21 protein-coding genes are annotated in these 23,662 nt (G+C 61.1%); 5 read left to right on the top strand and 16 right to left on the bottom strand.

Annotated features, from left to right (window positions below; genetic code table 11):
- Positions 1 to 2: 2 nt before the first annotated feature.
- The 5 genes from tpiA to rlmE all read right to left on the bottom strand — a co-directional run bounded on the left by tpiA (position 3) and on the right by rlmE (position 5,775).
- Positions 3 to 758: a triose-phosphate isomerase gene (gene tpiA, locus J3A71_RS04075; RefSeq protein WP_016489170.1), complete on the bottom strand. Its 756-nt coding sequence runs from the start codon at positions 756 to 758 to the stop codon at positions 3 to 5.
- A gap of 65 nt (positions 759 to 823) precedes the next feature.
- On the bottom strand, positions 824 to 2,164 hold the full coding sequence (gene glmM, locus J3A71_RS04070; RefSeq protein WP_016489171.1) for a phosphoglucosamine mutase: 1,341 nt from the start codon (positions 2,162 to 2,164) through the stop codon (positions 824 to 826).
- A 16-nt stretch (positions 2,165 to 2,180) separates the two neighbouring features.
- Positions 2,181 to 3,032, bottom strand: coding sequence for a dihydropteroate synthase (gene folP, locus J3A71_RS04065; RefSeq protein ID WP_023047603.1), 852 nt, complete (start codon positions 3,030 to 3,032; stop codon positions 2,181 to 2,183).
- An 8-nt stretch (positions 3,033 to 3,040) separates the two neighbouring features.
- Complete coding sequence (gene ftsH, locus J3A71_RS04060) at positions 3,041 to 4,945, bottom strand: ATP-dependent zinc metalloprotease FtsH (RefSeq protein WP_016489173.1); 1,905 nt, start codon at positions 4,943 to 4,945, stop codon at positions 3,041 to 3,043.
- A gap of 203 nt (positions 4,946 to 5,148) precedes the next feature.
- A complete protein-coding gene (gene rlmE, locus J3A71_RS04055) occupies positions 5,149 to 5,775 on the bottom strand; it encodes a 23S rRNA (uridine(2552)-2'-O)-methyltransferase RlmE (protein WP_012274251.1) in 627 nt (208 codons plus the stop codon).
- A 102-nt stretch (positions 5,776 to 5,877) separates the two neighbouring features.
- On the opposite strand from rlmE, the gene J3A71_RS04050 reads away from it, so the two are divergent.
- Positions 5,878 to 6,186, top strand: a complete 309-nt coding sequence (locus tag J3A71_RS04050) for a YhbY family RNA-binding protein (RefSeq protein WP_016489174.1) — start codon at positions 5,878 to 5,880, stop codon at positions 6,184 to 6,186.
- Between the two features lie 12 nt (positions 6,187 to 6,198).
- Here J3A71_RS04050 and J3A71_RS04045 read toward each other — a convergent pair whose 3' ends face one another.
- The 8 genes from J3A71_RS04045 to grpE form a co-directional block, all read right to left on the bottom strand.
- Positions 6,199 to 6,648 carry an MFS transporter gene (locus J3A71_RS04045; protein WP_080641087.1) on the bottom strand — a complete coding sequence of 150 codons (450 nt, stop codon included), beginning with the start codon at positions 6,646 to 6,648 and terminating at the stop codon, positions 6,199 to 6,201.
- The gene (gene greA / locus J3A71_RS04040) at positions 6,626 to 7,108 is read right to left on the bottom strand and encodes a transcription elongation factor GreA (RefSeq protein WP_003249939.1); all 483 of its coding nucleotides are present in this window, start codon (positions 7,106 to 7,108) and stop codon (positions 6,626 to 6,628) included. The genes J3A71_RS04045 and greA overlap by 23 nt, the downstream gene beginning before the upstream one ends.
- A complete protein-coding gene (gene carB, locus J3A71_RS04035; protein WP_016489176.1) occupies positions 7,105 to 10,326 on the bottom strand; it encodes a carbamoyl-phosphate synthase large subunit in 3,222 nt (1,073 codons plus the stop codon). The genes greA and carB overlap by 4 nt, the downstream gene beginning before the upstream one ends.
- A 105-nt stretch (positions 10,327 to 10,431) precedes the next feature.
- On the bottom strand, positions 10,432 to 11,568 hold the full coding sequence (gene carA, locus J3A71_RS04030) for a glutamine-hydrolyzing carbamoyl-phosphate synthase small subunit (protein ID WP_016391781.1): 1,137 nt from the start codon (positions 11,566 to 11,568) through the stop codon (positions 10,432 to 10,434).
- 327 nt (positions 11,569 to 11,895) lie between these two features.
- Positions 11,896 to 12,699 (bottom strand): 4-hydroxy-tetrahydrodipicolinate reductase, encoded by an 804-nt coding sequence (dapB, locus tag J3A71_RS04025; RefSeq protein WP_016489177.1) that lies wholly within the window; start codon positions 12,697 to 12,699, stop codon positions 11,896 to 11,898.
- 13 nt (positions 12,700 to 12,712) lie between these two features.
- Complete coding sequence (dnaJ, locus tag J3A71_RS04020) at positions 12,713 to 13,837, bottom strand: molecular chaperone DnaJ (protein ID WP_016489178.1); 1,125 nt, start codon at positions 13,835 to 13,837, stop codon at positions 12,713 to 12,715.
- 196 nt (positions 13,838 to 14,033) lie between these two features.
- Entirely contained in the window at positions 14,034 to 15,959 is a 1,926-nt protein-coding gene (gene dnaK / locus J3A71_RS04015; protein WP_003249929.1) for a molecular chaperone DnaK, read from the bottom strand.
- A 101-nt stretch (positions 15,960 to 16,060) separates the two neighbouring features.
- Positions 16,061 to 16,618, bottom strand: a complete 558-nt coding sequence (grpE, locus tag J3A71_RS04010; protein ID WP_016489179.1) for a nucleotide exchange factor GrpE — start codon at positions 16,616 to 16,618, stop codon at positions 16,061 to 16,063.
- 192 nt (positions 16,619 to 16,810) lie between these two features.
- On the opposite strand from grpE, the gene recN reads away from it, so the two are divergent.
- Positions 16,811 to 18,484: a DNA repair protein RecN gene (gene recN / locus J3A71_RS04005; RefSeq protein ID WP_016489180.1), complete on the top strand. Its 1,674-nt coding sequence runs from the start codon at positions 16,811 to 16,813 to the stop codon at positions 18,482 to 18,484.
- A 107-nt stretch (positions 18,485 to 18,591) separates the two neighbouring features.
- Here the strand turns inward: recN and fur are convergent, their stop codons facing one another.
- Positions 18,592 to 18,996, bottom strand: a complete 405-nt coding sequence (gene fur / locus J3A71_RS04000; RefSeq protein ID WP_003249922.1) for a ferric iron uptake transcriptional regulator — start codon at positions 18,994 to 18,996, stop codon at positions 18,592 to 18,594.
- A 97-nt stretch (positions 18,997 to 19,093) separates the two neighbouring features.
- On the opposite strand from fur, the gene J3A71_RS03995 reads away from it, so the two are divergent.
- Positions 19,094 to 19,630, top strand: coding sequence for an outer membrane protein assembly factor BamE (locus J3A71_RS03995; RefSeq protein WP_096426769.1), 537 nt, complete (start codon positions 19,094 to 19,096; stop codon positions 19,628 to 19,630).
- Positions 19,631 to 19,693: 63 nt separating this feature from the next.
- Here the strand turns inward: J3A71_RS03995 and J3A71_RS03990 are convergent, their stop codons facing one another.
- Positions 19,694 to 20,128, bottom strand: a complete 435-nt coding sequence (locus tag J3A71_RS03990; RefSeq protein ID WP_016489182.1) for a type II toxin-antitoxin system RatA family toxin — start codon at positions 20,126 to 20,128, stop codon at positions 19,694 to 19,696.
- A 163-nt stretch (positions 20,129 to 20,291) separates the two neighbouring features.
- Here J3A71_RS03990 and smpB point away from each other — a divergent pair, with 163 nt between their 5' ends.
- The gene (gene smpB / locus J3A71_RS03985) at positions 20,292 to 20,774 is read left to right on the top strand and encodes an SsrA-binding protein SmpB (RefSeq protein WP_016489183.1); all 483 of its coding nucleotides are present in this window, start codon (positions 20,292 to 20,294) and stop codon (positions 20,772 to 20,774) included.
- A gap of 134 nt (positions 20,775 to 20,908) precedes the next feature.
- Here smpB and J3A71_RS03980 read toward each other — a convergent pair whose 3' ends face one another.
- On the bottom strand, positions 20,909 to 21,676 hold the full coding sequence (locus J3A71_RS03980) for an FCD domain-containing protein (RefSeq protein ID WP_016489184.1): 768 nt from the start codon (positions 21,674 to 21,676) through the stop codon (positions 20,909 to 20,911).
- Between the two features lie 254 nt (positions 21,677 to 21,930).
- On the opposite strand from J3A71_RS03980, the gene J3A71_RS03975 reads away from it, so the two are divergent.
- Positions 21,931 to 23,601, top strand: coding sequence for a lactate permease LctP family transporter (locus tag J3A71_RS03975; protein ID WP_016489185.1), 1,671 nt, complete (start codon positions 21,931 to 21,933; stop codon positions 23,599 to 23,601).
- Positions 23,602 to 23,662 lie beyond the last annotated feature (61 nt).

The following is a 23,662-nucleotide window of genomic DNA, read 5'->3' as shown; positions in this document are numbered from 1 at the left end:
GTTCAGTTTCCTGCGGCGCGACAAATTGCACCGAATTCGTCTGCGTTCAGGGAAGCCCCACCAATGAGACCCCCATCGATATCCGGCATGCCGAACAGTTCGGCCGCATTGGCCGCCTTCACGCTGCCGCCGTAGAGCAACTGCACCTTCGCAGCTACTTCAGCATCTTCTGCCGCCAGCTGGCTACGGATGGCGGCGTGCACATCCTGGGCCTGCTGTGGCGTGGCCGTGAGGCCGGTGCCGATGGCCCATACAGGCTCATAGGCAATTACTGCATTGGCAAAAGCCTTAACACCGAATGCTTCGATGATACTGCTTAGTTGACGCCCGACAACTTCAAGCGTTTTGCCAGCCTCGCGCTCTTCAAGGGTTTCCCCTATGCAAAGCACTGGCTTCAAACCTTTGGCCTGGGCCGCTGCAAACTTGCGATTGAGCACTTCGTCGGTTTCACCAATGATCTGGCGACGCTCCGAATGGCCAACCAACACCAACTTGCAACCTGCCTCGACCAGCTGCTCCGGAGCAACTTCCCCGGTCAGCGCACCCTGTTCGGGTTGTACAGCAGAATTCTGTGCACCGACAGTAATTTCTTTACCCGCCAGGCCATCGATCACTTGATTGATGAACAGGGCCGATGGAAACACTGCGACTTCCACTTCGCTCGGCAAGGCGAGATTGCTCAAGCCTTCGGTCAGCTCAGCGACGCTAGCGCGGGTACCGTGCATCTTCCAGTTACCAGCTACCATAGGGCGACGCATGCTTTACCTCGTCGGTCAAAGTGGGCGCAGATCTTACCCAACCAGATCTGCGCTGGCAAGCGCCTTCAGGCACAAACTTCGCCGACCAGTTTGGCCAACGCTTCAGCGTGCGTGCGCACCTGGCTTTCGTCTTCGCCTTCGACCATAACCCGCACCAGCGGCTCTGTACCCGACTTGCGCAACAGAACACGGCCGCGCCCCGCCAGGGCCTCGGTCACCTTGGCACTGGCTTCCTTGACTGCCGGGTGCTCCAGCGGGTCGACCTTGCTGGCGCCGAAGCGCACGTTGATCAGTACCTGCGGGCACTTGCGCAGGGCCTGACGGGCCTGTGCCAGGGTTTCGCCACGGCGCTTGAGCGCCATCAGCACCTGCAGCGCGGCAATGATCGCGTCACCGGTGGTGGTGTGGTTGCAGCACACGACGTGCCCGGAGTTTTCACCACCGATCAGCCACTCACGCTCCAGCAGCTCGGCCATGACGTAGCGGTCGCCGACCTTGGCCCGTACGAACGGAATATCCAGGTCCTTCAGCGCAAGCTCCAGGCCGAGGTTGCTCATCAGCGTACCCACCACCCCGCCCTGCAGCTTGCCACGATCGTGCAGGTCGCGGGCAATGATGAACAGCAGCTCGTCACCGTCGACGATGGCGCCAGTATGGTCGACCATCAACACGCGATCGCCGTCACCGTCGAAGGCAATGCCGAGGTCGGCATGGCCAACCAGCACGGCGGCCTGCAGCGATTCGATGTGGGTCGAGCCGCAACCTTCGTTGATGTTCAGGCCGTCTGGCTGCGCATGCAGCACGGTCACATCGGCGCCCAGCTCACGGAACACGCTCGGCGCCACCTTGTAGGTTGCACCGTGGGCGCAATCGACCACCAGCTTGAGGCCGTCGAAGCTGGTGCTGCTAGGCACGCTGCTCTTGCAGAACTCGATGTAGCGGCCGGCAGCATCGTTGATGCGCGACACCTTGCCCAGCTTGCCCGAGTCGACAACCGTCATCGGCTGATCGAGCAGCTCTTCGATCATCAGCTCGACTTCGTCCGGCAGTTTGGTGCCTTGGCCCGAGAAAAACTTGATGCCGTTGTCTTCGTGTGGGTTGTGCGAGGCACTGATGACAATGCCCGCCTGCGCATGGAAGGTACGGGTCAGGTAGGCGATGGCCGGTGTAGGCATTGGCCCCAGCAGCATGACGTCGGCACCTGCCGCAGCCAGGCCGGCTTCGAGTGCAGACTCGAACATGTAGCCGGAAATACGCGTGTCCTTGCCCACCAACACCCGGCAATGGCCCTGCTTGCGGAACGCCATGCCGGCCGCCCAGCCAAGCTTCAGCATGAAGTCAGGCGTGATCGGGAATTCGCCGACGCGGCCACGAATGCCGTCGGTACCAAAGTATTTTCTGCTCATAGGGACTCCAATGTTCTTATTCGGCGTTTTGCACCGCAGCAATCATGCGTACCACATCGACAGTTTCAGCCACATCATGGACTCGAAGGATGCTCGCCCCTTTAGTCATGGCCAACGCCGCCAGCGCAAGGCTGCCGTACAAGCGCTCGCCGACCGGACGTTCCAGCGTCAGGCCGATCATGCTCTTTCGTGATACGCCCACCAGTAGCGGGCGCCCAAGGCGATAGAGCGCTTCCATGTGCTTGAACAGGCTCAGGTTGTGCGCCAGTGTCTTGGCGAAACCAAAGCCCGGGTCAAGGATGATTCTGCTCGCATCAATGCCCGCCGAAGCGCAGGCAGCCATCCGCTGCTCTAGATAACGCGTGACGTCAGCGGTCACATCATCGTAGTGCGGGTCGTCCTGCATGTTACCCGGCTCGCCGCGCATGTGCATGAGGCACACCGGCAGGCCGGTATCCGCAGCGGCGTCCAGGGCGCCATCGCGCTCCAGGGCACGTACGTCGTTGATCAACCCGGCACCGAGGCGCGCCGATTCACGCATGACGGCAGGCGTCGAGGTATCGACCGAGATGACGACATCGAGGCGACCGTTGATGGCCTCCACCATCGGCGCCACACGCTCCAGCTCCTCGGTCACCGATACCGCTCGCGCGCCGGGGCGCGTGGACTCACCGCCGATGTCGATCAGCGTGGCGCCGGCCGCAACCATCGCTTCGGCATGGCGCAGGGCCTCGTCGCGCTGACTGAAGCGCCCGCCATCGGAGAAGGAATCGGGGGTGATATTGAGAATACCCATGACATGGGTACGCGACAAATCAAGAACCCGGTTGCCGCAAGGCAACCGGGTCGGGTACTGCACTGAGCTCATAAACGCCCTTAGTGTTGAGCTGCCGGACCGCCAATTGGCGATTCAGGGCGATCATCCTGGGCAGCAGGGGTGCCCGAATGCTTGTCGTCGTCCCAATCACGCGGTTCGCGTGGCGTACGGCCAGCCATGATGTCATCGATCTGATCGGCATCAATGGTCTCATACTTCATCAGCGCTTCAGTCATCGCCTCGAGCTTGTCGCGATTTTCAATCAGCAGCTGCTTGGCGGTGGCGTAGCACTGGTCGATGATGCTGCGCACTTCAGAGTCGATCAGCTTGGCAGTCTCGCCAGAAACACTGGCGTGCTGGCTGCCCGCGCTACGACCCAGGAACACCTCACCCTCTTCTTCTGCATACATCAACGGGCCGAGTTTTTCCGACAAGCCCCACTTGGTCACCATGTTGCGAGCGAGCTGGCTGGCCCGCATGATGTCGTTGGAAGCGCCCGTGGTGACGCCATCGAAGCCCAGGGTCATTTCCTCAGCGATACGGCCACCGTACAGCGAGCAGATCTGGCTGATCAGCGCACGCTTGGACAGGCTGTAGCGGTCTTCTTCCGGCAGGAACATGGTCACGCCCAGGGCGCGACCGCGCGGAATGATCGAAACCTTGTAGACCGGGTCGTGCTCAGGCACCAGGCGACCAACGATGGCATGCCCCGCCTCGTGGTACGCAGTGTTCCTCTTTTCTTTCTCGGACATGACCATGGTCTTGCGCTCGGCGCCCATCATGATCTTGTCTTTGGCCAGTTCGAACTCTTTCATTTCGACCAGGCGCTTGTTGGAACGCGCAGCAAACAGCGAGGCCTCGTTGACCAGGTTGGCCAGGTCGGCACCGGAGAAGCCGGGGGTACCACGGGCAATGACCGCCGGGTTGACGTTTTCGCCAATCGGGACCTTGCGCATGTGCACCTTGAGGATCTGTTCGCGACCACGGATGTCTGGCAGGCCTACCACCACCTGACGGTCGAAGCGGCCAGGGCGCAGCAGCGCCGGGTCGAGTACGTCAGGGCGGTTGGTAGCGGCAATGACGATGATGCCATCGTTCATTTCGAAGCCATCCATCTCTACCAGCAACTGGTTGAGGGTTTGCTCACGCTCGTCGTGACCGCCACCCATGCCGGCGCCACGGTGGCGACCAACGGCGTCGATCTCGTCAATGAAAATGATGCACGGGGCGTGCTTCTTGGCCTGCTCGAACATGTCGCGCACGCGGCTGGCACCGACACCGACGAACATTTCAACGAAGTCCGAACCGGAAATGGTGAAGAACGGTACTTTCGCCTCGCCCGCAATGGCCTTTGCCAGCAGGGTCTTACCGGTACCGGGCGGGCCGACCATCAGCACGCCACGGGGGATACGACCGCCCAGGCGCTGGAACTTGCCCGGATCGCGCAGGAACTCGACCAGCTCGCCCACTTCTTCCTTGGCTTCGTCGCAACCTGCAACGTCGGCCAATGTGGTCTTGACCTGGTCTTCGGACAGCAGGCGCGCCTTGCTCTTGCCGAAGCTCATCGGCCCGCCCTTGCCACCCGCGCCGCCTTGCATCTGGCGCATGAAGAACATGAACACCGCGATGATCACCAGGATCGGGAAGCTGGCGACCAGCAACTGCGTCCAGATGCTCTGCTGTTCTGGCTGCTTGCCTTCGACAACCACGTGGTTGTCAACCAGGTCACCGATCAGGCCATTGTCGGTAATGGCCGGGCGCACGGTCTTGAAGCTGTCGCCGTCGGCGCGCTTGCCGGTAATGATGTAGCCGTCGACGGTCACACGCTCGACCTTGCCATCCTTGACCTGCTGGATAAAGTCGGAATAGTTGAGGGTCTGCGGCTCGTTAGGGCTGGAGAAGTTGTTCATCACTGTCACCAGGACAGCTGCGATGATCAACCACAGGATCAGATTCTTTGCCATGTCGTTCAATTCGCTACCCTCTGAGGCCGGCGCACGACGCAGCCGTGCCTCGCATGATATTCATCGCCCTAACTTACTACATTACCTACGCAGCCGCAGGCACCGTCTGTAACCCTTTGTGAAAGCTAGACTACACGAAGTTCGGACGATCCTGACGCAGTGGCCGATTGGAATTAACTATCGGCCACCCCGCTTCACACCTTTCATGCCCCTTTGAAGCCCCTGCCCAACAGGTATTGCTCACGGGAACGGTCCCGCGACGACGATGGCTTGCGCATCTGCACCTTGTCGAACTTGCTACGCACGTCCTTCAGGTACACGTCAAAACCTTCGCCCTGGAAAATCTTGATCAGGAAATCGCCGCCAGGCTTGAGTACGCGGGTTGCCAGATCGAGCGCCAACTCGCAGAGGAACATGGCCCGTGGAATATCTACCGCGGGCGTACCACTCATATTGGGGGCCATGTCGGAAATCACAAGGTCCACGTGCGAATCGCCGACCGCTTCGAGAATGCGCTGCAGCACTTCGTCATGGGTGAAGTCACCCTGAATGAAGGTCACATCCGCGATCGAGTCCATTTCCAGAATGTCGGAAGCAATCAGGCGCCCCTGGCCACCAATCAGACGACTGGTCACCTGCGACCAGCCACCAGGCGCCGCGCCGAGGTCGATAACACTCATGCCCGGGCGGATCAGCCGGTCCTTTTCCTGAATCTCCAGCAGTTTGTAGCTCGCACGCGAGCGGTAGCCATCCTTCTGCGCCTGTTTGACGAAAGGGTCGTTAAAATGCTCTCGCAGCCAGTTTGCGCTGCTTTTGGAACGTTGTACCACGGGGCACCTCGATGATATGCGTCGTGATTGACTGGGCGGAGCCGGTGGCCCTCGGGTAAAATGCCCGTCAATTTTACAGAATCAGACGGAAAGGGTCAGATTATGCCGCTCAATAACGAGCAGAAGAAGCAATACAAGTCCATTGGTCATGACCTGAAGCCGGTCCTGATCGTTGCCGGGAACGGTCTGAATGAAGGCGTAGTCGCCGAACTGGAGCGTGCGCTGGTCGACCATGAGCTGATCAAGGTCGAGATTCGTTCGGAAGACCGCGAAGAACGTGCAGCAACCATTGCCGAGCTGTGCAAGGCCGGCCGTGCCGAGCTGGTGCAGACCATCGGCAAAAAAGCGCTGATTTACCGCAAGAACCCACAGCCGAACAAGCAGCTGTCCAATATCCACCGCTACAAGTAACGGTGGCTCCGGTCAGTGGCGCGATGAGCGCGCCCTGACCGGCACCGGCTGGGCCACCAGCACGATGCCGGAAAAGCCCAGGACCAGGAAGCAGAACATCTGCCAGCGCTCGCCCACGGAAATACCGTAGCGCAAGGTGTAATACCCCACGCAGGCACTGAAGCCGAGCAACAGCATCTGGCCACGGAACTGCCGCCACCAGGCCGCCAGGCCGTCCACCCTTGCCAGCACTGCCAGCTGGGTCAACAAGCCAAGCAACGCCACGCCGATCAACCAGCGGTCGATCTGCCCGGCGATATCCTGCACCAGCAGCGGGGCCAGACCACTGACCTTGAGCGCAGGCACCAGCCCCACATGGAACACCCATAAGCCACCGACCCAGAAAACCTGGGCCAGTTGCCAGAGGATCCCCTCGAGGGATGGCGCCCGCAGGCGCCGGTCAGATGTGCTTGACTTCGACAATCTCGTACTCGACCGTGCCGCTAGGCGTCTTGACGACGACAGTATCACCTTCTTCCTTGCCGATGATGGCACGGGCAATCGGCGCACCGCTCGAGAGTTTGCCCTGTTTCACGTCGGCTTCATCCTCGCCGACGATCTGGTAGGTCACTTCTTCATCGGTTTCAGTGTTGGCCAGTACCACGGTGGTACCGAAAATCACCTTGCCGGTGTGGGGGATCGTGGTCACGTCGATTACGACCGAGTTCTGCAAACGGCCTTCGATATCGCGGATACGCGCCTCGACCATGCCCTGTTCTTCACGGGCGGCATGGTACTCGGCGTTTTCCTTGAGGTCGCCCAGTTCGCGTGCCTCACCAATCGCCTGGCTCAGGCGCGGGCGTTCGGTCTTGCTCAGGAACAGGTGCTCCTCTTCCAGGGCGCGAGCGCCCTGGACGGTCATCGGGTACTTGGTAATGCTCATGCTTTCAGTCCTGCATGCAGATCTTGCAGGCGACGAACGGTCTTTTCCGGACCAAATTTCAGCGCCTCGCAGATGGCTTCACCGGCCGCAATGGTAGTGGTGCAGTAAATCTTGTGCTGCAGCGCATTGCGACGAATCGAGTAGGAATCGGCAATCGACTGGCGGCCTTCGGTGGTGTTGATGATCAGCGACACTTCGTCGTTCTTGATCATGTCGACCACGTGCGGGCGGCCTTCGGTCACCTTGTTCACACGGCGCACTTTCAGGCCTGCCGCTTCGATAACCTTGGCAGTGCCAGCAGTTGCAACCACTTCGAAGCCCAGGGCGATCAGGTCGCGGGCAACGCCAGCCACTTGCGGCTTGTCGTCGTCACGCACGCTGATGAACGCGGTACCACCGGTCGGCAGCACTTCGCTGGCACCCATCTGGGCTTTGGCGAACGCTTCACCGAAGGTGTCACCGACACCCATGACTTCACCGGTCGATTTCATCTCAGGGCCGAGGATCGGGTCAACCCCTGGGAACTTGGCGAACGGGAAGACGGCTTCCTTGACGCTGTAGAAGTTCGGGATGATTTCCTGGGTAAAGCCCAGCTCTTTCAAGGTTTTGCCGGCCATTACGCGGGCGGCGATCATGGCCAGGGAAGTGCCGATGCACTTGGACACGAACGGCACGGTACGCGAGGCGCGCGGGTTGACTTCGATCACGTAGATCTTGTCGCCCTGCAGGGCCAGCTGCACGTTCATCAGGCCGACAACGCCGAGCTCCAGGGCCATTTTTGCGACCTGTACGCGGACTTCGTCCTGCACCTCCTTGCTCAGCGAGTAAGGTGGCAGCGAGCACGCCGAGTCACCGGAGTGAACGCCGGCCTGCTCAATGTGCTGCATGATGGCGCCGATCACCACGTCGGTGCCGTCGCACACCGCATCCACGTCCATCTCGATGGCGCAGTTGAGGAAGTGGTCGAGCAGTACCGGGCTGTCGTTGGACACTTGCACGGCTTCACGCAGGTAGCGCTTGAGCTCGTCCAGTTCGTAGACGATCTCCATGGCGCGGCCGCCCAGTACGTACGACGGGCGCACCACCAGCGGGTAACCGATGCTGCCAGCAGCGCGGATAGCTTCTTCTTCGCTGCGCACGGTGGCGTTTGGCGGCTGCAGCAGGTTCAGACGCTGAACCATCTGCTGGAAGCGCTCACGGTCTTCGGCGCGGTCGATGGCGTCCGGGCTGGTACCGATGATCGGTACGCCGGCTTCTTCCAGGGCGCGGGCCAGTTTCAGCGGGGTCTGGCCGCCGTAATGGACGATCACGCCTTTTGGCTTCTCGACGCGGCACACTTCCAGCACGTCTTCCAGCGTCAGCGGCTCGAAGTACAGGCGGTCAGAAGTGTCGTAGTCGGTGGAGACGGTTTCCGGGTTGCAGTTGACCATGATGGTCTCGTAACCGTCGTCACGCAGCGCCAGGGCGGCGTGTACGCAGCAGTAGTCGAACTCGATGCCTTGGCCGATACGGTTCGGGCCGCCACCCAGGATCATGATCTTGTCGCGAGTCGACGGGTTGGCCTCGCACTCTTCCTCGTAGGTGGAGTACAGGTAGGCAGTGTCGGTGGCGAACTCGGCAGCGCAGGTGTCGACGCGCTTGTACACCGGGAACACTTCGAGCTTGTGACGGTGACGGCGCAGGTTCTTGTCGGTGATACCCAGCAGCACAGCCAGGCGCTGGTCCGAGAAACCTTTGCGCTTGAGGCGCAGCATCAGGCTCTTGTCGATCGACGACAGGGCCAGGGTCTTGACCTTCTCTTCTTCCTTGATCAGATCTTCCATCTGCACCAGGAACCACATGTCGATGCCGGTCAGGGCAAAGATCTCTTCGCAGGTCATGCCCGAACGCATGGCGTCAGCCACGTACCAGATACGCTCGGCGCCCGGCACGGTCAGCTCGCGCTTGAGGATGCCGGCAGCTTCCGGGCTGGCCAGGTCGACTTTCGGGTCCAGGCCACAGGCACCCACTTCCAGGCCACGCAGGGCTTTCTGCAGGGACTCCTGGAAGGTACGGCCGATGGCCATGACCTCACCCACGGATTTCATCTGGGTGGTCAGGCGGGCGTCGGCTTTCGGGAATTTCTCGAAGGCAAAGCGCGGCAGCTTGGTGACGACGTAGTCGATCGACGGCTCGAAGGAAGCCGGGGTGCGGCCGCCGGTGATGTCGTTCTGCAGTTCGTCGAGGGTGTAACCGATGGCCAGCTTGGCGGCGATCTTGGCGATCGGGAAGCCGGTAGCCTTCGAAGCCAGGGCGGACGAACGCGATACCCGCGGGTTCATCTCGATGACGACCATGCGGCCGGTGTTCGGGCAGATACCGAACTGCACGTTGGAACCGCCGGTTTCAACACCGATTTCACGCAGCACCGCCAGCGAGGCGTTGCGCATGATCTGGTATTCCTTGTCGGTCAGGGTCTGCGCGGGAGCAACGGTGATCGAGTCACCGGTGTGCACGCCCATCGGGTCAAAGTTTTCGATCGAGCAAACGATGATGCAGTTGTCCTTTTTGTCGCGGACCACTTCCATCTCGTACTCTTTCCAGCCGATCAGCGATTCGTCGATCAGCAGCTCTTTGGTCGGCGACAGGTCCAGACCGCGGGTGCAGATTTCTTCGAATTCTTCACGGTTGTAAGCGATACCACCGCCAGTGCCACCCATGGTGAACGACGGGCGAATGATGCACGGGAAGCCAAGCTTCTCGAGGACCGCATAGGCCTCTTCCATGCTGTGGGCGATACCGGAGCGCGGGCACTCCAGGCCGATGTCCTTCATCGCCTTGTCGAAGCGCGAGCGGTCTTCAGCCTTGTCGATGGTGTCGGCGTTGGCACCGATCATCTCTACGCCGAACTTCTCCAGAACGCCGTGGCGCTCCAGGTCCAGGGCGCAGTTCAGTGCGGTCTGGCCGCCCATGGTCGGCAAGACGGCGTCCGGGCGTTCTTTCTCGATGATCTTGGCCACCGATTGCCACTTGATCGGCTCAATGTAGGTGGCGTCGGCCATGGCCGGGTCGGTCATGATGGTGGCTGGGTTGGAGTTCACCAGGATGACGCGGAAACCTTCCTCGCGCAGGGCCTTGCAGGCCTGGGCGCCGGAGTAGTCGAATTCACAGGCCTGGCCGATCACGATCGGGCCGGCACCGAGAATCAGGATGCTTTTGATGTCTGTACGTTTTGGCATGGTGGTCACTCAAATCCGGGGTCAGTCGGCAAGCCGCTTTGAACAATCTGGGTCAGGCGCTTCCGGGCGTGGCGCGAGCCGGCCCGGGGCCTTGAAGCAGGATGCTCAGCGGCGCTTGGCCATGGCATCGGTGAAACGATCGAACAGTGGCGCGACGTCGGTCGGGCCAGGGCTCGCTTCAGGGTGGCCCTGGAAGCTGAACGCGCTCTTGTCGGTGCGCTCGATACCCTGCAGGGTGCCGTCGAACAGCGACTTGTGGATGGCGCGAACGTTGCCCGGCAGGGTGGCTTCGTCAACAGCAAAACCGTGGTTCTGGCTGGTGATCATGACCACGCCGGTATCCAGGTCCTGGACCGGGTGGTTGGCGCCGTGGTGACCGTGGCCCATTTTCACGGTCTTGGCACCGGACGCCAGGGCCAGCAGTTGGTGGCCGAGGCAAATGCCGAATACCGGAATCTCGGTTTCGAGAATTTCCTTGATCGCCTGAATGGCATAGTCGCACGGCTCGGGGTCACCAGGGCCGTTGGACAGGAACACACCGTCCGGGTTGAGTGCCAGCACTTCGCTGGCCGGGGTCTGGGCCGGCACCACAGTCACGCGGCAGCCACGGGCAACCAGCATGCGCAGGATGTTCAGCTTGACGCCGTAGTCGAAGGCGACCACGTGGTACGGCAGGTCGGCAGCTTCGATGGTCGGGTGGCTGTCGGTTTTCAGCTCCCACACACTGGAGCGCCACTCGTAACGCTCCTTGGTGGAAACGACCTTGGCCAGGTCCATGCCCTTCAGGCCAGGGAAGCCACGGGCGGCGGCGATGGCTGCCTCTTCGCTGATGTTGTCACCGGCGAGGATGCAACCGTTCTGAGCGCCTTTTTCACGCAGGATACGGGTCAGGCGACGGGTGTCGATGCCGGCGATGGCAACAACGTTGTTGGCCTTGAGGTACTCAGGCAGCGACTGGGTGTTGCGCCAGTTGCTGGCCAGCAGCGGCAGGTCACGGATGACCAGGCCAGCGGACCAGACGCGGTTCGACTCGGCATCTTCCGGCGTAGTGCCGGTGTTGCCGATGTGCGGATAGGTCAGGGTAACGATTTGCTGCGCGTAGGAAGGGTCTGTAAGGATTTCCTGGTAGCCGGTCATAGCGGTGTTGAACACCACCTCACCAACGGTCTGACCGTCGGCACCGATGGCTTCACCGCGAAAAATACTGCCGTCGGCAAGGGCGAGTATGGCTGGCTTTGTCAAGAAGACCTCCCGTAAATCAAGCATGAAAGGGCGATCGCAGGTTGCAAAAAAGCGGAGTGACGTATGGACACGTCACCCCGCTTTCATGTGCTGAATTCAATTCGCTGCGCGCTTTTAGTGGACACACTAAAGCTGTAGCTTACAGAAAAGTGCGTTTTCGGTCTACCGCATATGTGTCTCTAAAACACATCAATGCGACAGACTGACATCGGCGGGGGCTTCTTCGCGGGCTCGCCCGCTCCCACAGGAACACCACAGACCCCAAGACCTGCGCAATGCCTGTGGGAGCAGGCAAGCCCGTGAAGAAGCCAACACCACTCGAACGGCTTAGCGCAGCTCGAGCACATCCTGCATGTCGTACAGGCCAGGCGCGCGCCCATCCAGCCACAGCGCCGCACGCACGGCGCCCTTGGCGAAGGTCATGCGACTGGAAGCCTTGTGGGTAATTTCCAGGCGCTCGCCTTCGGCAGCGAACAGCACGGTGTGGTCACCCACCACATCACCAGCCCGCACAGTCGCGAAACCGATGGTCTTGCGATCACGCGCGCCGGTCTGCCCCTCACGACCATACACGGCCACTTCCTGCAGGTCTCGGCCCAGCGCATTGGCAACGACCTCACCCATGCGCAGCGCAGTGCCCGAAGGTGCATCGACCTTGTGCCGGTGGTGCGCCTCGATGATCTCGATGTCGACATCATCGCCCAGCACCCGCGCTGCCATGTCCAGCAGCTTCAGGCTAAGGTTTACACCCACGCTGAAGTTGGCGGCGAACACGATTGGAATGTCCTTGCCGGCCTCGGCCAACAGCTGCTTCTCTTCAGCTGTAAAACCGGTGGTGCCAATGATCATCGCCTTGCCGTGCTTGCGGCAAAACGCCAGGTTTTTCAGGGTGACCGAGGGGTGAGTGAAGTCGATGAGCACATCGAATTCATCGGCGACCTTGGCCAGATCATCGGACAACAGCACGCCAATCCGGCCAAGTGCCGCCAGCTCACCGGCGTCAGCCCCGACCAGCGAACTATCAGGACGATCGATCGCCGCCGTCAACCCGGCACCCGGGGTTTGCTGCACGGCTTCGATAAGGGTCTTGCCCATCCGCCCTGCCGCACCCATCACTGCAATACGTCGCATAGCCTGTTCCTTGTCAGAGATCGCCGAAGAAGCGCTTCACGCCATCGAACCAGCCACTGGCCTTGGGCGAGTGGGAGCTGTCGCCTTCCAGCGAGTCACGCAGCTCTTCGAGCAGCTCGCGCTGACGGCGGCTGAGGTTGACCGGGGTTTCCACCGCCACCCGGCACAGCAGGTCACCGGCACCACCACCGCGGACCGGCGCCACGCCCTTGCCACGCAGGCGGAACTGCTTGCCCGTCTGGGTACCTTCCGGAATTTTCAGTTTCACGCGGCCATCGAGGGTGGGCACTTCCAGCTCGCCACCCAGGGCGGCATCGGTGAAGCTGATTGGCACTTCGCAGTACAAGTGCTTGCCATCGCGCTGGAAGATCTCGTGCTCACGCACACTGATCACCACGTACAGGTCGCCAGTGGGGCCACCATGGGCCCCGGCCTCGCCCTCGCCCGACAGGCGGATGCGGTCACCGGTATCGACACCTGCCGGCACCTTGACCGACAGCGTCTTGTATTCCTCGACACGGCCTTCGCCGTGGCACGAGGCGCACGGGTCGGTGATGATCTTGCCTTGGCCATGGCAGCGCGGGCAGGTCTGCTGCACCGAGAAGAAGCCTTGCTGCATGCGCACCTGGCCGATGCCACCACAAGTCGGGCAGGTGGACGGGGTCGAACCCTTCTTGGCGCCAGAGCCATCGCAAGGCTGGCAGTTGACCAGGGTAGGCACACGGATGCTGACCGTGGTGCCACGCACTGCTTCTTCCAGGTTCAGCTCCAGGGTGTAGCGCAGGTCGCTGCCGCGCTGGGCACCGCCACGGCCGCCACCGCGGCCGCCACCGAAGAAGTCGCTGAACACATCACCGAAGATATCGGAGAAGTTGGCGCCACCGAAGCCGGCACCACCACCGCCCATGCTTGGGTCGACACCTGCGTGGCCATACTGGTCGAACGCCGCGCGCTTGCTGGCATCAGACAGCACTTCGTAGGCCTCGTTGGCCTCCTTGAACTTGTCTTCAGACTCTTTGTCACCCGGGTTGCGGTCCGGGTGGTACTTCATCGCCAAACGGCGGTAAGCCTTTTTGAGGTCAGACTCACTGGCGCCGCGCTCGACGCCCAGAACCTCATAATAATCACGCTTGGACATAGGTCATTTGCACCTTGTTGGGCGTCTGGCATCTGCGCCGCGCCATCAGCACCTGTCTGCGCCTCCAAAGGTGGCTGACAGATGCTGTAAAAATTCTCGAATTCCAGATACGCCAACGCGGGAGCAAGCCCCCGCGCGGCGACATCCTACCAGCTCACCGCCAAACGGCGGTGAGCTGGCCGACAACATGCAGGGATTACTGCTTGTTGTTGTCTTTCACTTCTTCGAACTCGGCGTCAACCACGTCATCGTGCTTGGCTTCCGGCTCGGCCTGCTGCGCGCCACCCTGAGGCTGTTCAGCCGACTGCTCGGCGTACATTTTCTGGGCAACCGGGGCAGAGACCTTGGACAGCTCCTCGACCTTGGCATCGATGGCAGCCTTGTCGTCGCCTTTGACGGCGGCTTCCAGGGCAACCACAGCCGCTTCGATGGCAGTTTTCTCTTCAGCGGTGACCTTGTCACCCGCGTCAGCGACCATCTTGCGGGTCGAGTGAACCAGTGCATCACCCTGGTTACGGGCCGCGGCCAGCTCTTCAAACTTGCGGTCTTCCTCGGCGTTGGCCTCGGCGTCACGCACCATGCGCTCGATCTCTTCGTCCGACAGGCCGGAGTTGGCCTTGATCACGATCGACTGAGTCTTGCCGGTAGCCTTGTCTTTCGCGCCTACGTGCAGGATGCCGTTGGCGTCGATGTCGAAGGTTACTTCGATTTGTGGAACGCCACGCGGTGCTGGCGGAATGTCAGCCAGGTCGAACTTGCCCAGCGACTTGTTCTGCGCAGCCTGCTTACGCTCGCCTTGCAGTACGTGAATGGTCACGGCGCCCTGGTTGTCATCGGCAGTGGAGAACACCTGCGACTTCTTGGTCGGGATGGTGGTGTTCTTCTCGATCAGCGCAGTCATCACGCCGCCCATGGTTTCGATACCCAGGGTCAGCGGGCTGACGTCCAGCAGCAGCACGTCTTTCACGTCACCGGCCAGAACAGCGCCCTGGATGGCAGCGCCCATGGCAACGGCTTCGTCCGGGTTGACGTCCTTGCGGGCTTCTTTACCGAAGAAGTCGGCTACTTCTTTCTGCACCAGCGGCATACGGGTCTGACCGCCGACCAGGATCACGTCGTCGATCTTGCTGGCGTCGATGCCGGCGTCTTTCAGGGCGATGCGGCAAGGCTCGATGGTACGCTTGACCAGGTCTTCGACCAGCGACTCCAGCTTGGCGCGGGAGATCTTCACGTTCAGGTGCTTAGGACCGGTGGCATCTGCAGTGATGTACGGCAGGTTGACGTCGGTCGACTGAGCGGACGACAGTTCGATCTTGGCTTTTTCTGCGGCTTCTTTCAGGCGCTGCAGGGCCAGAGGATCGTTCTTCAGGTCCATGCCCGACTCTTTCTTGAACTCGTCGACGAGGTAGTCGATCAGGCGCATGTCGAAGTCTTCGCCACCCAGGAAGGTGTCGCCGTTGGTAGCCAGTACTTCGAACTGGTGCTCACCGTCGACTTCGGCGATTTCGATGACCGAAACGTCGAAGGTACCACCACCCAGGTCATAAACGATGACGGTGTGGTCGCCCTTGGCCTTGTCCATGCCGTACGCCAGTGCAGCGGCGGTCGGCTCGTTGATGATGCGCTTTACGTCCAGGCCAGCGATACGACCGGCGTCTTTGGTAGCCTGACGCTGGCTGTCGTTGAAGTAGGCCGGAACGGTGATGACCGCTTCGGTCACTGGCTCGCCGAGGTAGTCTTCGGCGGTCTTCTTCATTTTCTTCAGGACTTCGGCGCTGATTTGCGGCGGAGCCATTTCCTTGCCAGCCGCTTCGACCCAGGCGTCACCGTTGTTCGCCTTGACGATCTTGTACGGCACCAGCTTGATGTCTTTTTGCACGACATCTTCTTCGAAGCGGCGGCCAATCAGGCGCTTCACTGCGAACAGGGTGTTGTGCGGGTTGGTCACAGCCTGGCGCTTGGCCGACTGACCTACCAGGATTTCGCCATCGTTGGCGTAGGCCACGATCGAAGGGGTAGTACGCGCACCTTCGGCGTTTTCGATGACCTTGACGTTACCGTTTTCCAGAATGGAGACGCACGAGTTGGTGGTCCCCAGGTCGATACCGATGATTTTACCCATGTTAACTCTCCCGAAACTTGAATTTGGTAGCAGCGACTACTTTGGCCAACTGCGGTAATACTTGAAGGCTTGACACCTAGATGGGGATGCCCCGATGGATTTCAAGCCTTTTCATTGATCGAGGGTTGCGCCGCGCTCGGCGCCTTGCTGACCACCACCATGGCGGGGCGCAGCAGGCGGCCGTTCAGCAGGTAACCCTTCTGGAACACATTCAGCACGCTGTTTGGCTCGACTTCGCCGTTTTCCTGCATGGCCATGGCCTGGTGGTGCTCAGGGTTGAACGGCTGGCCGTGCGGGTCGACCGCTTCGAGGTTGTAGCGCTTGAGGGTGTCCTGGAACATCTTCAGGGTCAGCTCGACGCCTTCGCGGATCTGCTTGACGTGCTCGTCCTCGGCGCTGGAGTGGGCCAGGGCCAGCTCCAGGCTGTCGATCACCGGCAGCAGGTCGCTGGAGAACTTCTCCAGGGCAAACTTGTGGGCTTTCTCCACATCCTGCTCGGCACGACGGCGCACGTTCTGCACGTCGGCAACGGCGCGCAGCGCCTGGTCCTTGGCTGCGGCCAGCTGTTCCTCGAGCTCCAGAACACGGGTGTCAGCTGCAGTGCCTGCACCGGTTTCTTCCACGTTAAGGTCTTTCTCGTTCAGCTGTTCATCAGCCATGGGGTCTCTCCTGCGCAATTTTGTGGACTGCGAGCCAGGCTCGCCTGTGATGTCGGCTATATGGGGCCGGAAAAACCAGCTTCAAGGGGGCAAGGTGCTTTTCCCCACTGCAACAGATTCTGTGAAGGGCATTGGCAGGCCCGAAAAAAGTACTGTATAAATAACCAGACCTGACTTTCGGGAGCCGCCCCCATGCTGGTGCACCTGTCCATTCACAACTACGCCATCGTCGAGCACCTCGACCTCGAAATTGCCCGCGGCATGTCCGTCATCACGGGTGAGACCGGCGCTGGCAAATCGATCATGCTCGACGCCCTCGGCCTGGCCCTGGGCGATCGGGCCGACAGTGGCGTGGTGCGCCCTGGCACCGACAAGGCGGACATCCTCGCCACCTTCGACCTGGTAGACATCCCCGAGGCCCACGCCTGGCTGGCTGAACGCGACCTGGACAACGACGGCCTGTGCATCCTGCGCCGGGTAATCACCGCTGAAGGCCGCAGCCGCGGCTACATCAATGGCACGCCGTGCCCGCTGGGCGACCTCAAGGCGCTGGGCGAGCTGCTGATCGATATCCACAGCCAGCACGAGCACCAATCGCTGCTCAAGACCGACACCCACCGCCGCCTGCTCGACGAGTACGCCGGCGCCGTCGACCTGGCCCGCCAGGTGCACCTGGCCGCCAAGCGCTGGAACCAGACCCGCCTAGAGCTGGAGCGGCTGTCCAATTCGGGTGACGAGCAGCGTGCCCGCCATCAACTGCTCAGCTACCAGCTGGAAGAGCTGGACAACCTTGGCCTGGGTGAGCACGAACTGGAGCAACTGGAACAGGAACACAAGAACCTGACCAGCGCCGAAGCCCTGTTCGGCATTTGTCGCCAGGTGATCGACCAGTGCAGTGAAAGCGATTCGGGCAACGTGCTCAGCGCCCTCACCTCCAGCCTGAACCGCCTGGGTGCCGCTACCCACTCGCCCAAGGCACTCAGCGAAGCAGCCAACCTGATCGCCAGCGCACAGATTCAGGTCGAGGAAGCCGTGGGCGAACTCAATCGCTTCCTCGACAATTTCGACGCCGACCCGATGCGCTTGCAAGCACTGGAAGAGCGCCTGGACACCATTTATACGCTGGCACGCAAACACCGCGTGCACCCCACTGAACTGCCTCACCTGCAACAACAGTTGATGGAAGAGATCGAAGGCCTGAACGCCAGTGATGAGTCGATCGAGCGCCTAGGCGAAGAACTGGCCGCTTTCGCACACCACTATAAAGAGCGGGCTCGCGAGCTCAGCGCCCTGCGCCAGCAAGCCGCGCAGCAACTGGCGGGCGCCGTCGAGCAGGAAATCCAGCGCCTGGGCATGCCCGGCGGGCGGTTCCGTATCGAGCTCACTCCCACCGAGGGCGCAGACCTGTCACCGCATGGCCTGGAGCAGATCGAACTGCTGGTCAGCGCCAACCCCGGCCAACCGCTCAAGGGCCTGGCAAAGGTGGCCTCAGGTGGCGAACTGTCGCGTATCAGCCTGGCGATCCAGGTGATTACCGCGCAGACATCACGCATACCTACCCTGGTGTTCGACGAAGTCGACGTGGGCATCGGCGGCCCTACGGCCGAAATTGTCGGCCAGTTGTTGCGCCGCCTGGGCGAGCGCGGCCAGGTACTGACCGTGACCCACTTGCCACAGGTCGCCGCGCAAGGGCATCACCACCTGTTTGTGCACAAGGTGCGCAACAGCGACACCACCCACACCGCCGTGGCCAGCCTGGGCAAGCGTGAGCGGGTCGAGGAAGTGGCGCGAATGCTGGGCGGCATTGACCTGACCAAGGAATCCCTGGCGCATGCGCGCAAGATGGTGGTTTCTGGCAAGGCCTGATGCTACCTGTACTGGCCCTATCGCCGGCAAGCAAATTAATCTGCCCGAAGCAGAAAGCACAAAGGCGACCCGAAGGTCGCCTTTGTCATTCATAACGATAAAAACCGTTACTTCTTCTTACGCACATACAGGACCAGATTGTGGTCCACCAGCTCAAAGCCATGCTCGGCTACGATTTCGCGCTGGCGCTTCTCGATTTCGGCATCCATGAACTCGATGACTTCACTGGTATCCACGTTCACCATATGGTCGTGGTGACCGCCATCGGCCAGCTCGAACACTGCATGGCCGCCGTCGAAGTTGTGGCGAACCACCAGCCCCGCCGCTTCGAACTGGGTCAGTACGCGATAGACGGTGGCCAGGCCTACGTCCTCGCCTGCTTCCATCAGTGCCTTGTAAACATCCTCGGCACTCATGTGACGCTGCTCGGTGGAATCGAGCATCTGAAGGATCTTGACTCGAGGCAGGGTCACCTTGAGACCGGCTTTGCGCAATTCGCTATTTTCAACCATGGTCAGCTTTCTCGCCGATGCTGCTTCGCAGCTTCTCTTAATACGGGTATGATCGGGGTTTACGTTGTCCAGCCAAGATAGTGGAAGTCGCCCACCGATGCAAAACACCAAGCTCTTGCTAACCAGCCTCACCCTAGTGGGACTGCTCGCACTCGCCGGTTGCTCGTTTCCCGGGGTTTACAAAATCGACATCCAGCAGGGCAATGTCGTCACGCAGGACATGATAGACCAATTACGCCCGGGAATGACCCGCCGGCAAGTAAGGTTTATCATGGGCAACCCGCTGATTCAGGACACCTTCCACACCAACCGTTGGGATTACCTGTACAGCCTGCAGCCGGGTGGTGGTAAACGCCAGCAAGAGCGCATGAGCATCTTCTTCAACGAAAGCGACCAACTGGTCAGCTTGTCGGGCGACTTCATGCCAGGCGTCAGCCGCGACCAGGAAATCCTCGGTGGCAGCAGCGACACCACCGTCAGCCCGGCCACCGAGCCAGGCCAGATCGAACAGCCAGCAGCGCAGCCTGAAGAAAAACCAGCCAAGCCTGGTTCGACTGAAGAGGCCATTCAGCGCGAAATCGACACCATCGAGACCACCCCGGTCCCGACCCCGGCACCGCTGGAAACCCGTTAACCGGGAACAGCAGATGCAAAAAAGCCCGGACCTGGTCCGGGCTTTTTGTTTGCAGCTTATGCGTCAGCCATTCAATTGCTTGGCACGCTGGCAGAACGCATCGACCAGTGTGTTGGCCGCCTGATTGAACAGCGGGCCCAACGTGGCGCGCACAATCGGCCCGGCATAATCGAAGGACAGGTCCAGGCTGATCTTGCAGGCCTTTTCGCCCAACGGCTTGAACACCCACACGCCATGCAGCTGCGTGAACGGCCCCTCTTCAAGGTTCATCTCGATCGACTGCCCCGGCACCAGCACATTACGCGTGACGAAGTACTGGCTCATGCCGCCCTTGGCCACCTCCAGCTTGGCATGCATGTGCGTATCACTGGCATCGATCACCGTCGAGGCCGAGCACCACGGCAGAAACTCTGGGTAGCTGGCCACATCGTTGACCAGATCGTAGAGCGCCTGGGCGGGGTATGGCAGCAGGGCGGAGCGTTGAATATGGGTAGTCATCCAGGCGTCACTTCCAAGGCTGGGTGGCTTCGCTTCGCAGCGTGCCGAAAACAGGTTCTGTGCGTATGACAGGGTTTGTATTGTCCGGTATTCATTCCGGTGGCTCAAGCACACCGAAATCCCATAGCGAACGACGCGCGGCTTTGCCTATAATGCCGCCCCTATGGCTAAGCAAAAAAAACATCCGACCGGGACCATCGCGCAGAATAAAAAAGCGCGACACGATTACTTCATCGAACACAAGTTCGAGGCCGGGCTGGTCCTGTCCGGCTGGGAAGTAAAAAGCCTGCGAGCTGGCAAGGCGCACCTCGTTGACAGTTACGTGCTGCTCAAGGACGGTGAGGCCTGGCTGTTCGGCAGCCACATCACCCCGCTGACCACTGCCAGCACCCACGTCATCGCCGACCCCATCCGCACCCGCAAGCTGCTGCTGAACAAGCGTGAGCTCGAGCGGCTGGAAGCGGCTGTAGCGCAAAAAGGCTACACCTGCGTGGCGTTGTCGCTGTACTGGAGCAAGCACCTGATCAAGTGCGAAATCGCACTGGGCAAGGGCAAGAAGGAATTCGACAAGCGCGACACCGTGCGCGAACGCGATTCCAACCGCGAGCTGCAGCGGGTTGTGCGGAACAAGGGCAAGGAAGACTAATCGGTCTTTAGCCTGTTCCGGCCTCTTCGCGGGGCAAGCCCGCCCCCATATGGCCTTCACAGCCTTTGAACGCTGTGGGGGGCCTGTGGGAGCGGGCTTGCCCCGCGAAGAGGCCAGCACTGCCTATACAAACCTCAGCGCCCGCTGCGCCGTTCCGCGCGCGCCACACGCTGCGCCTCTTCATGCGCTTCTTCCAGCACCTCCTGCACATACAGAATGTGCCGGCTGGACACTTCCCGCGCATCTTCCGCCCTGCCCTCGACAATCGCCAGGTACAGCTCCCGGTGCTGACTGATCAGCATGTCCCGGGTTTCGGTGCGCTGCTGATACATGCCGCCAATGTTGGTCACCACGTTGCGCTTGAGCAGGTCGAACAAGCCCCGAATGGTGTGCAGCAAGACCGCGTTATGGCTGGCCTCGGCAATCGCCAGGTGAAAGCGTGCATCCGCCGCGCCCTCCTCCGCCCGGGTCACTTCATCGACCCGGGTGTAGCAGTCTTGCAACGCATCGAAGGCCGCCTTCAAACGCGCCCGGTCCGGGTCGGTGGCGCGCTGGGCGGCGTAGTAGGCACACGACGCCTCCAGGGTATGGCGAAATTCGAGCAGGTCGCGCTGCGCCTCGGCACTGTGCTCAAGCAACTGCAGCAGTGGGTCGCTGAAGGTAGAGCCCAGTGATTCGGCAACAAAATTGCCCCCGCCCTGGCGGCTGACCAGCAGCCCTTTGGCCACCAGCTTCTGGATCGCCTCACGCAGTGACGGGCGGGACACGCCGAACTGCTCGGCAAGGGCGCGTTCGGCCGGCAGCCGCTGCCCCGAGGTCAGCGTGCCTTCCAGAATCATCCCTTCCAACCGATCGACGATGTCGTCGGACAGGCGCCGTTGGCGGACCTGATCAAAAACCATCACATGCTCTCCACAAACCCCCGGCAAATTTCAGGGGCGCCTATTCTCGCCGATCCAGGCCGCGCAAACACCCATCAAGCCGCGATTTTGCCAGCGCATCAGGCGCCCGCTCATCGGCACGCGACCAAAGTTTTGCACAGGACAAATTGACACACCCACGACAGCGCTTTTAACCTAGCGACCAGTCATTGTAAATTGGTCTTACCAATTATCCAATGCCAGTGCTGACCAACAACAATTAGGGGCCACCCCATATGCAAACCTGGCAACAACTCTATAGCCCGCTTGGTAGTCTTGGCCTGTCCGCACTGGCGGCAGTCATCCCTATCGTGTTCTTCTTCCTTGCCCTCGCCGTGTTCCGCCTGAAAGGCCACGTAGCGGGCAGCATCACCCTTGCCCTGTCGATCCTGGTGGCGATCTTCGCCTTCCAGATGCCTGTCGACATGGCCCTGGCTGCTGCGGGTTATGGCTTCCTATACGGCCTTTGGCCAATCGCCTGGATCATCGTTGCCGCGGTGTTCCTGTATAAACTCACGGTCAAGAGTGGCCAGTTCGAAGTGATCCGCAGCTCGGTGCTGTCGATTACCGACGACCAGCGCTTGCAAGTGCTGCTGATCGGCTTCTGCTTCGGTGCCTTCCTGGAAGGCGCGGCGGGCTTCGGCGCCCCCGTGGCAATCACTGCCGCGCTGCTGGTGGGCCTGGGCTTCAACCCGTTGTACGCCGCCGGCCTGTGCCTGATCGCCAACACCGCCCCCGTGGCCTTCGGCGCCCTGGGCATCCCGATCATCGTGGCCGGCCAGGTCACCGGCATCGACGCCTTCCACATCGGCGCCATGACTGGCCGCCAGCTGCCGCTGCTGTCGCTGTTCGTGCCGTTCTGGCTGGTGTTCATGATGGACGGCCTGCGTGGCGTGAAAGAAACCTGGCCTGCCGCCCTGGTCGCCGGCCTGAGCTTCGCCGTCACCCAGTACTTCACCTCGAACTTCATCGGCCCTGAACTGCCCGACATCACCTCGGCGCTGGCCAGCCTGATCTGCCTCACCCTGTTCCTGAAAGTCTGGCAGCCAAAGCGTTCGTTCAGCGAAGCCAAAGGCAGCGTCGGCGCAGCCGTTGTGCAGCCAAGCGGCAGCCAGCCTAGCCCTTACAGCTTTGGCGAAATCTTCAAGGCCTGGTCGCCGTTCCTGATCCTGACCGTACTGGTCACCATCTGGACCCTGAAGCCGTTCAAGGCAGCGTTCGCCCCGGGCGGCGCGATGTACAACTTCGTCTTCAACTTCGCCATCCCGCACCTCGACCAGTTGGTGATCAAGACCGCACCGATCGTTGCCGCGCCCACTGCCATGCCAGCGGTGTTCAAGCTCGACCCGATCTCCGCCACCGGCACCGCGATCTTCCTCTCGGCGCTGATTTCCATGGCAGTGCTGAAGATCAACTTCAAAACTGGTCTGACCACTTTCAAAGAGACCTTCTGGGAGCTGCGCTGGCCCATCCTGTCGATCGGCATGGTGCTGGCCTTCGCCTTCGTCACCAACTACTCGGGCATGTCCTCGACCATGGCCCTGGTACTGGCCGGCACCGGCGCCGCGTTCCCGTTCTTCTCGCCGTTCCTTGGCTGGCTGGGCGTGTTTCTGACCGGTTCGGACACCTCGTCCAACGCCCTGTTCAGCTCGCTGCAGGCCACCACCGCACACCAGATCGGCGTCAACGACACCTTGCTGGTAGCGGCCAACACCAGCGGCGGCGTGACCGGCAAGATGATCTCGCCCCAGTCCATTGCCGTGGCCTGCGCCGCCACCGGCCTGGTGGGCAAGGAGTCCGACCTGTTCCGCTTCACCGTCAAGCACAGCCTGTTCTTTGCCACCATCGTGGGCCTGATCACCTTGGTGCAGGCTTACTGGCTGACCGGCATGCTGGTTCATCACTAAAGTGAAAGGGGCCGGGCGCCATCGCGTGCCCGGCACTCCCCACAAGCAACGCTGCGAGAAT

It is taken from the genome of Pseudomonas sp. PvP089, assembly GCF_017875165.1.
In the GTDB taxonomy this organism is placed as follows: Bacteria; Pseudomonadota; Gammaproteobacteria; order Pseudomonadales; family Pseudomonadaceae; genus Aquipseudomonas; species Aquipseudomonas fortuita.
The sequence above is the reverse complement of the archived record's forward strand: the minus strand, read 5'-3'. Positions and strand labels throughout refer to the sequence as shown.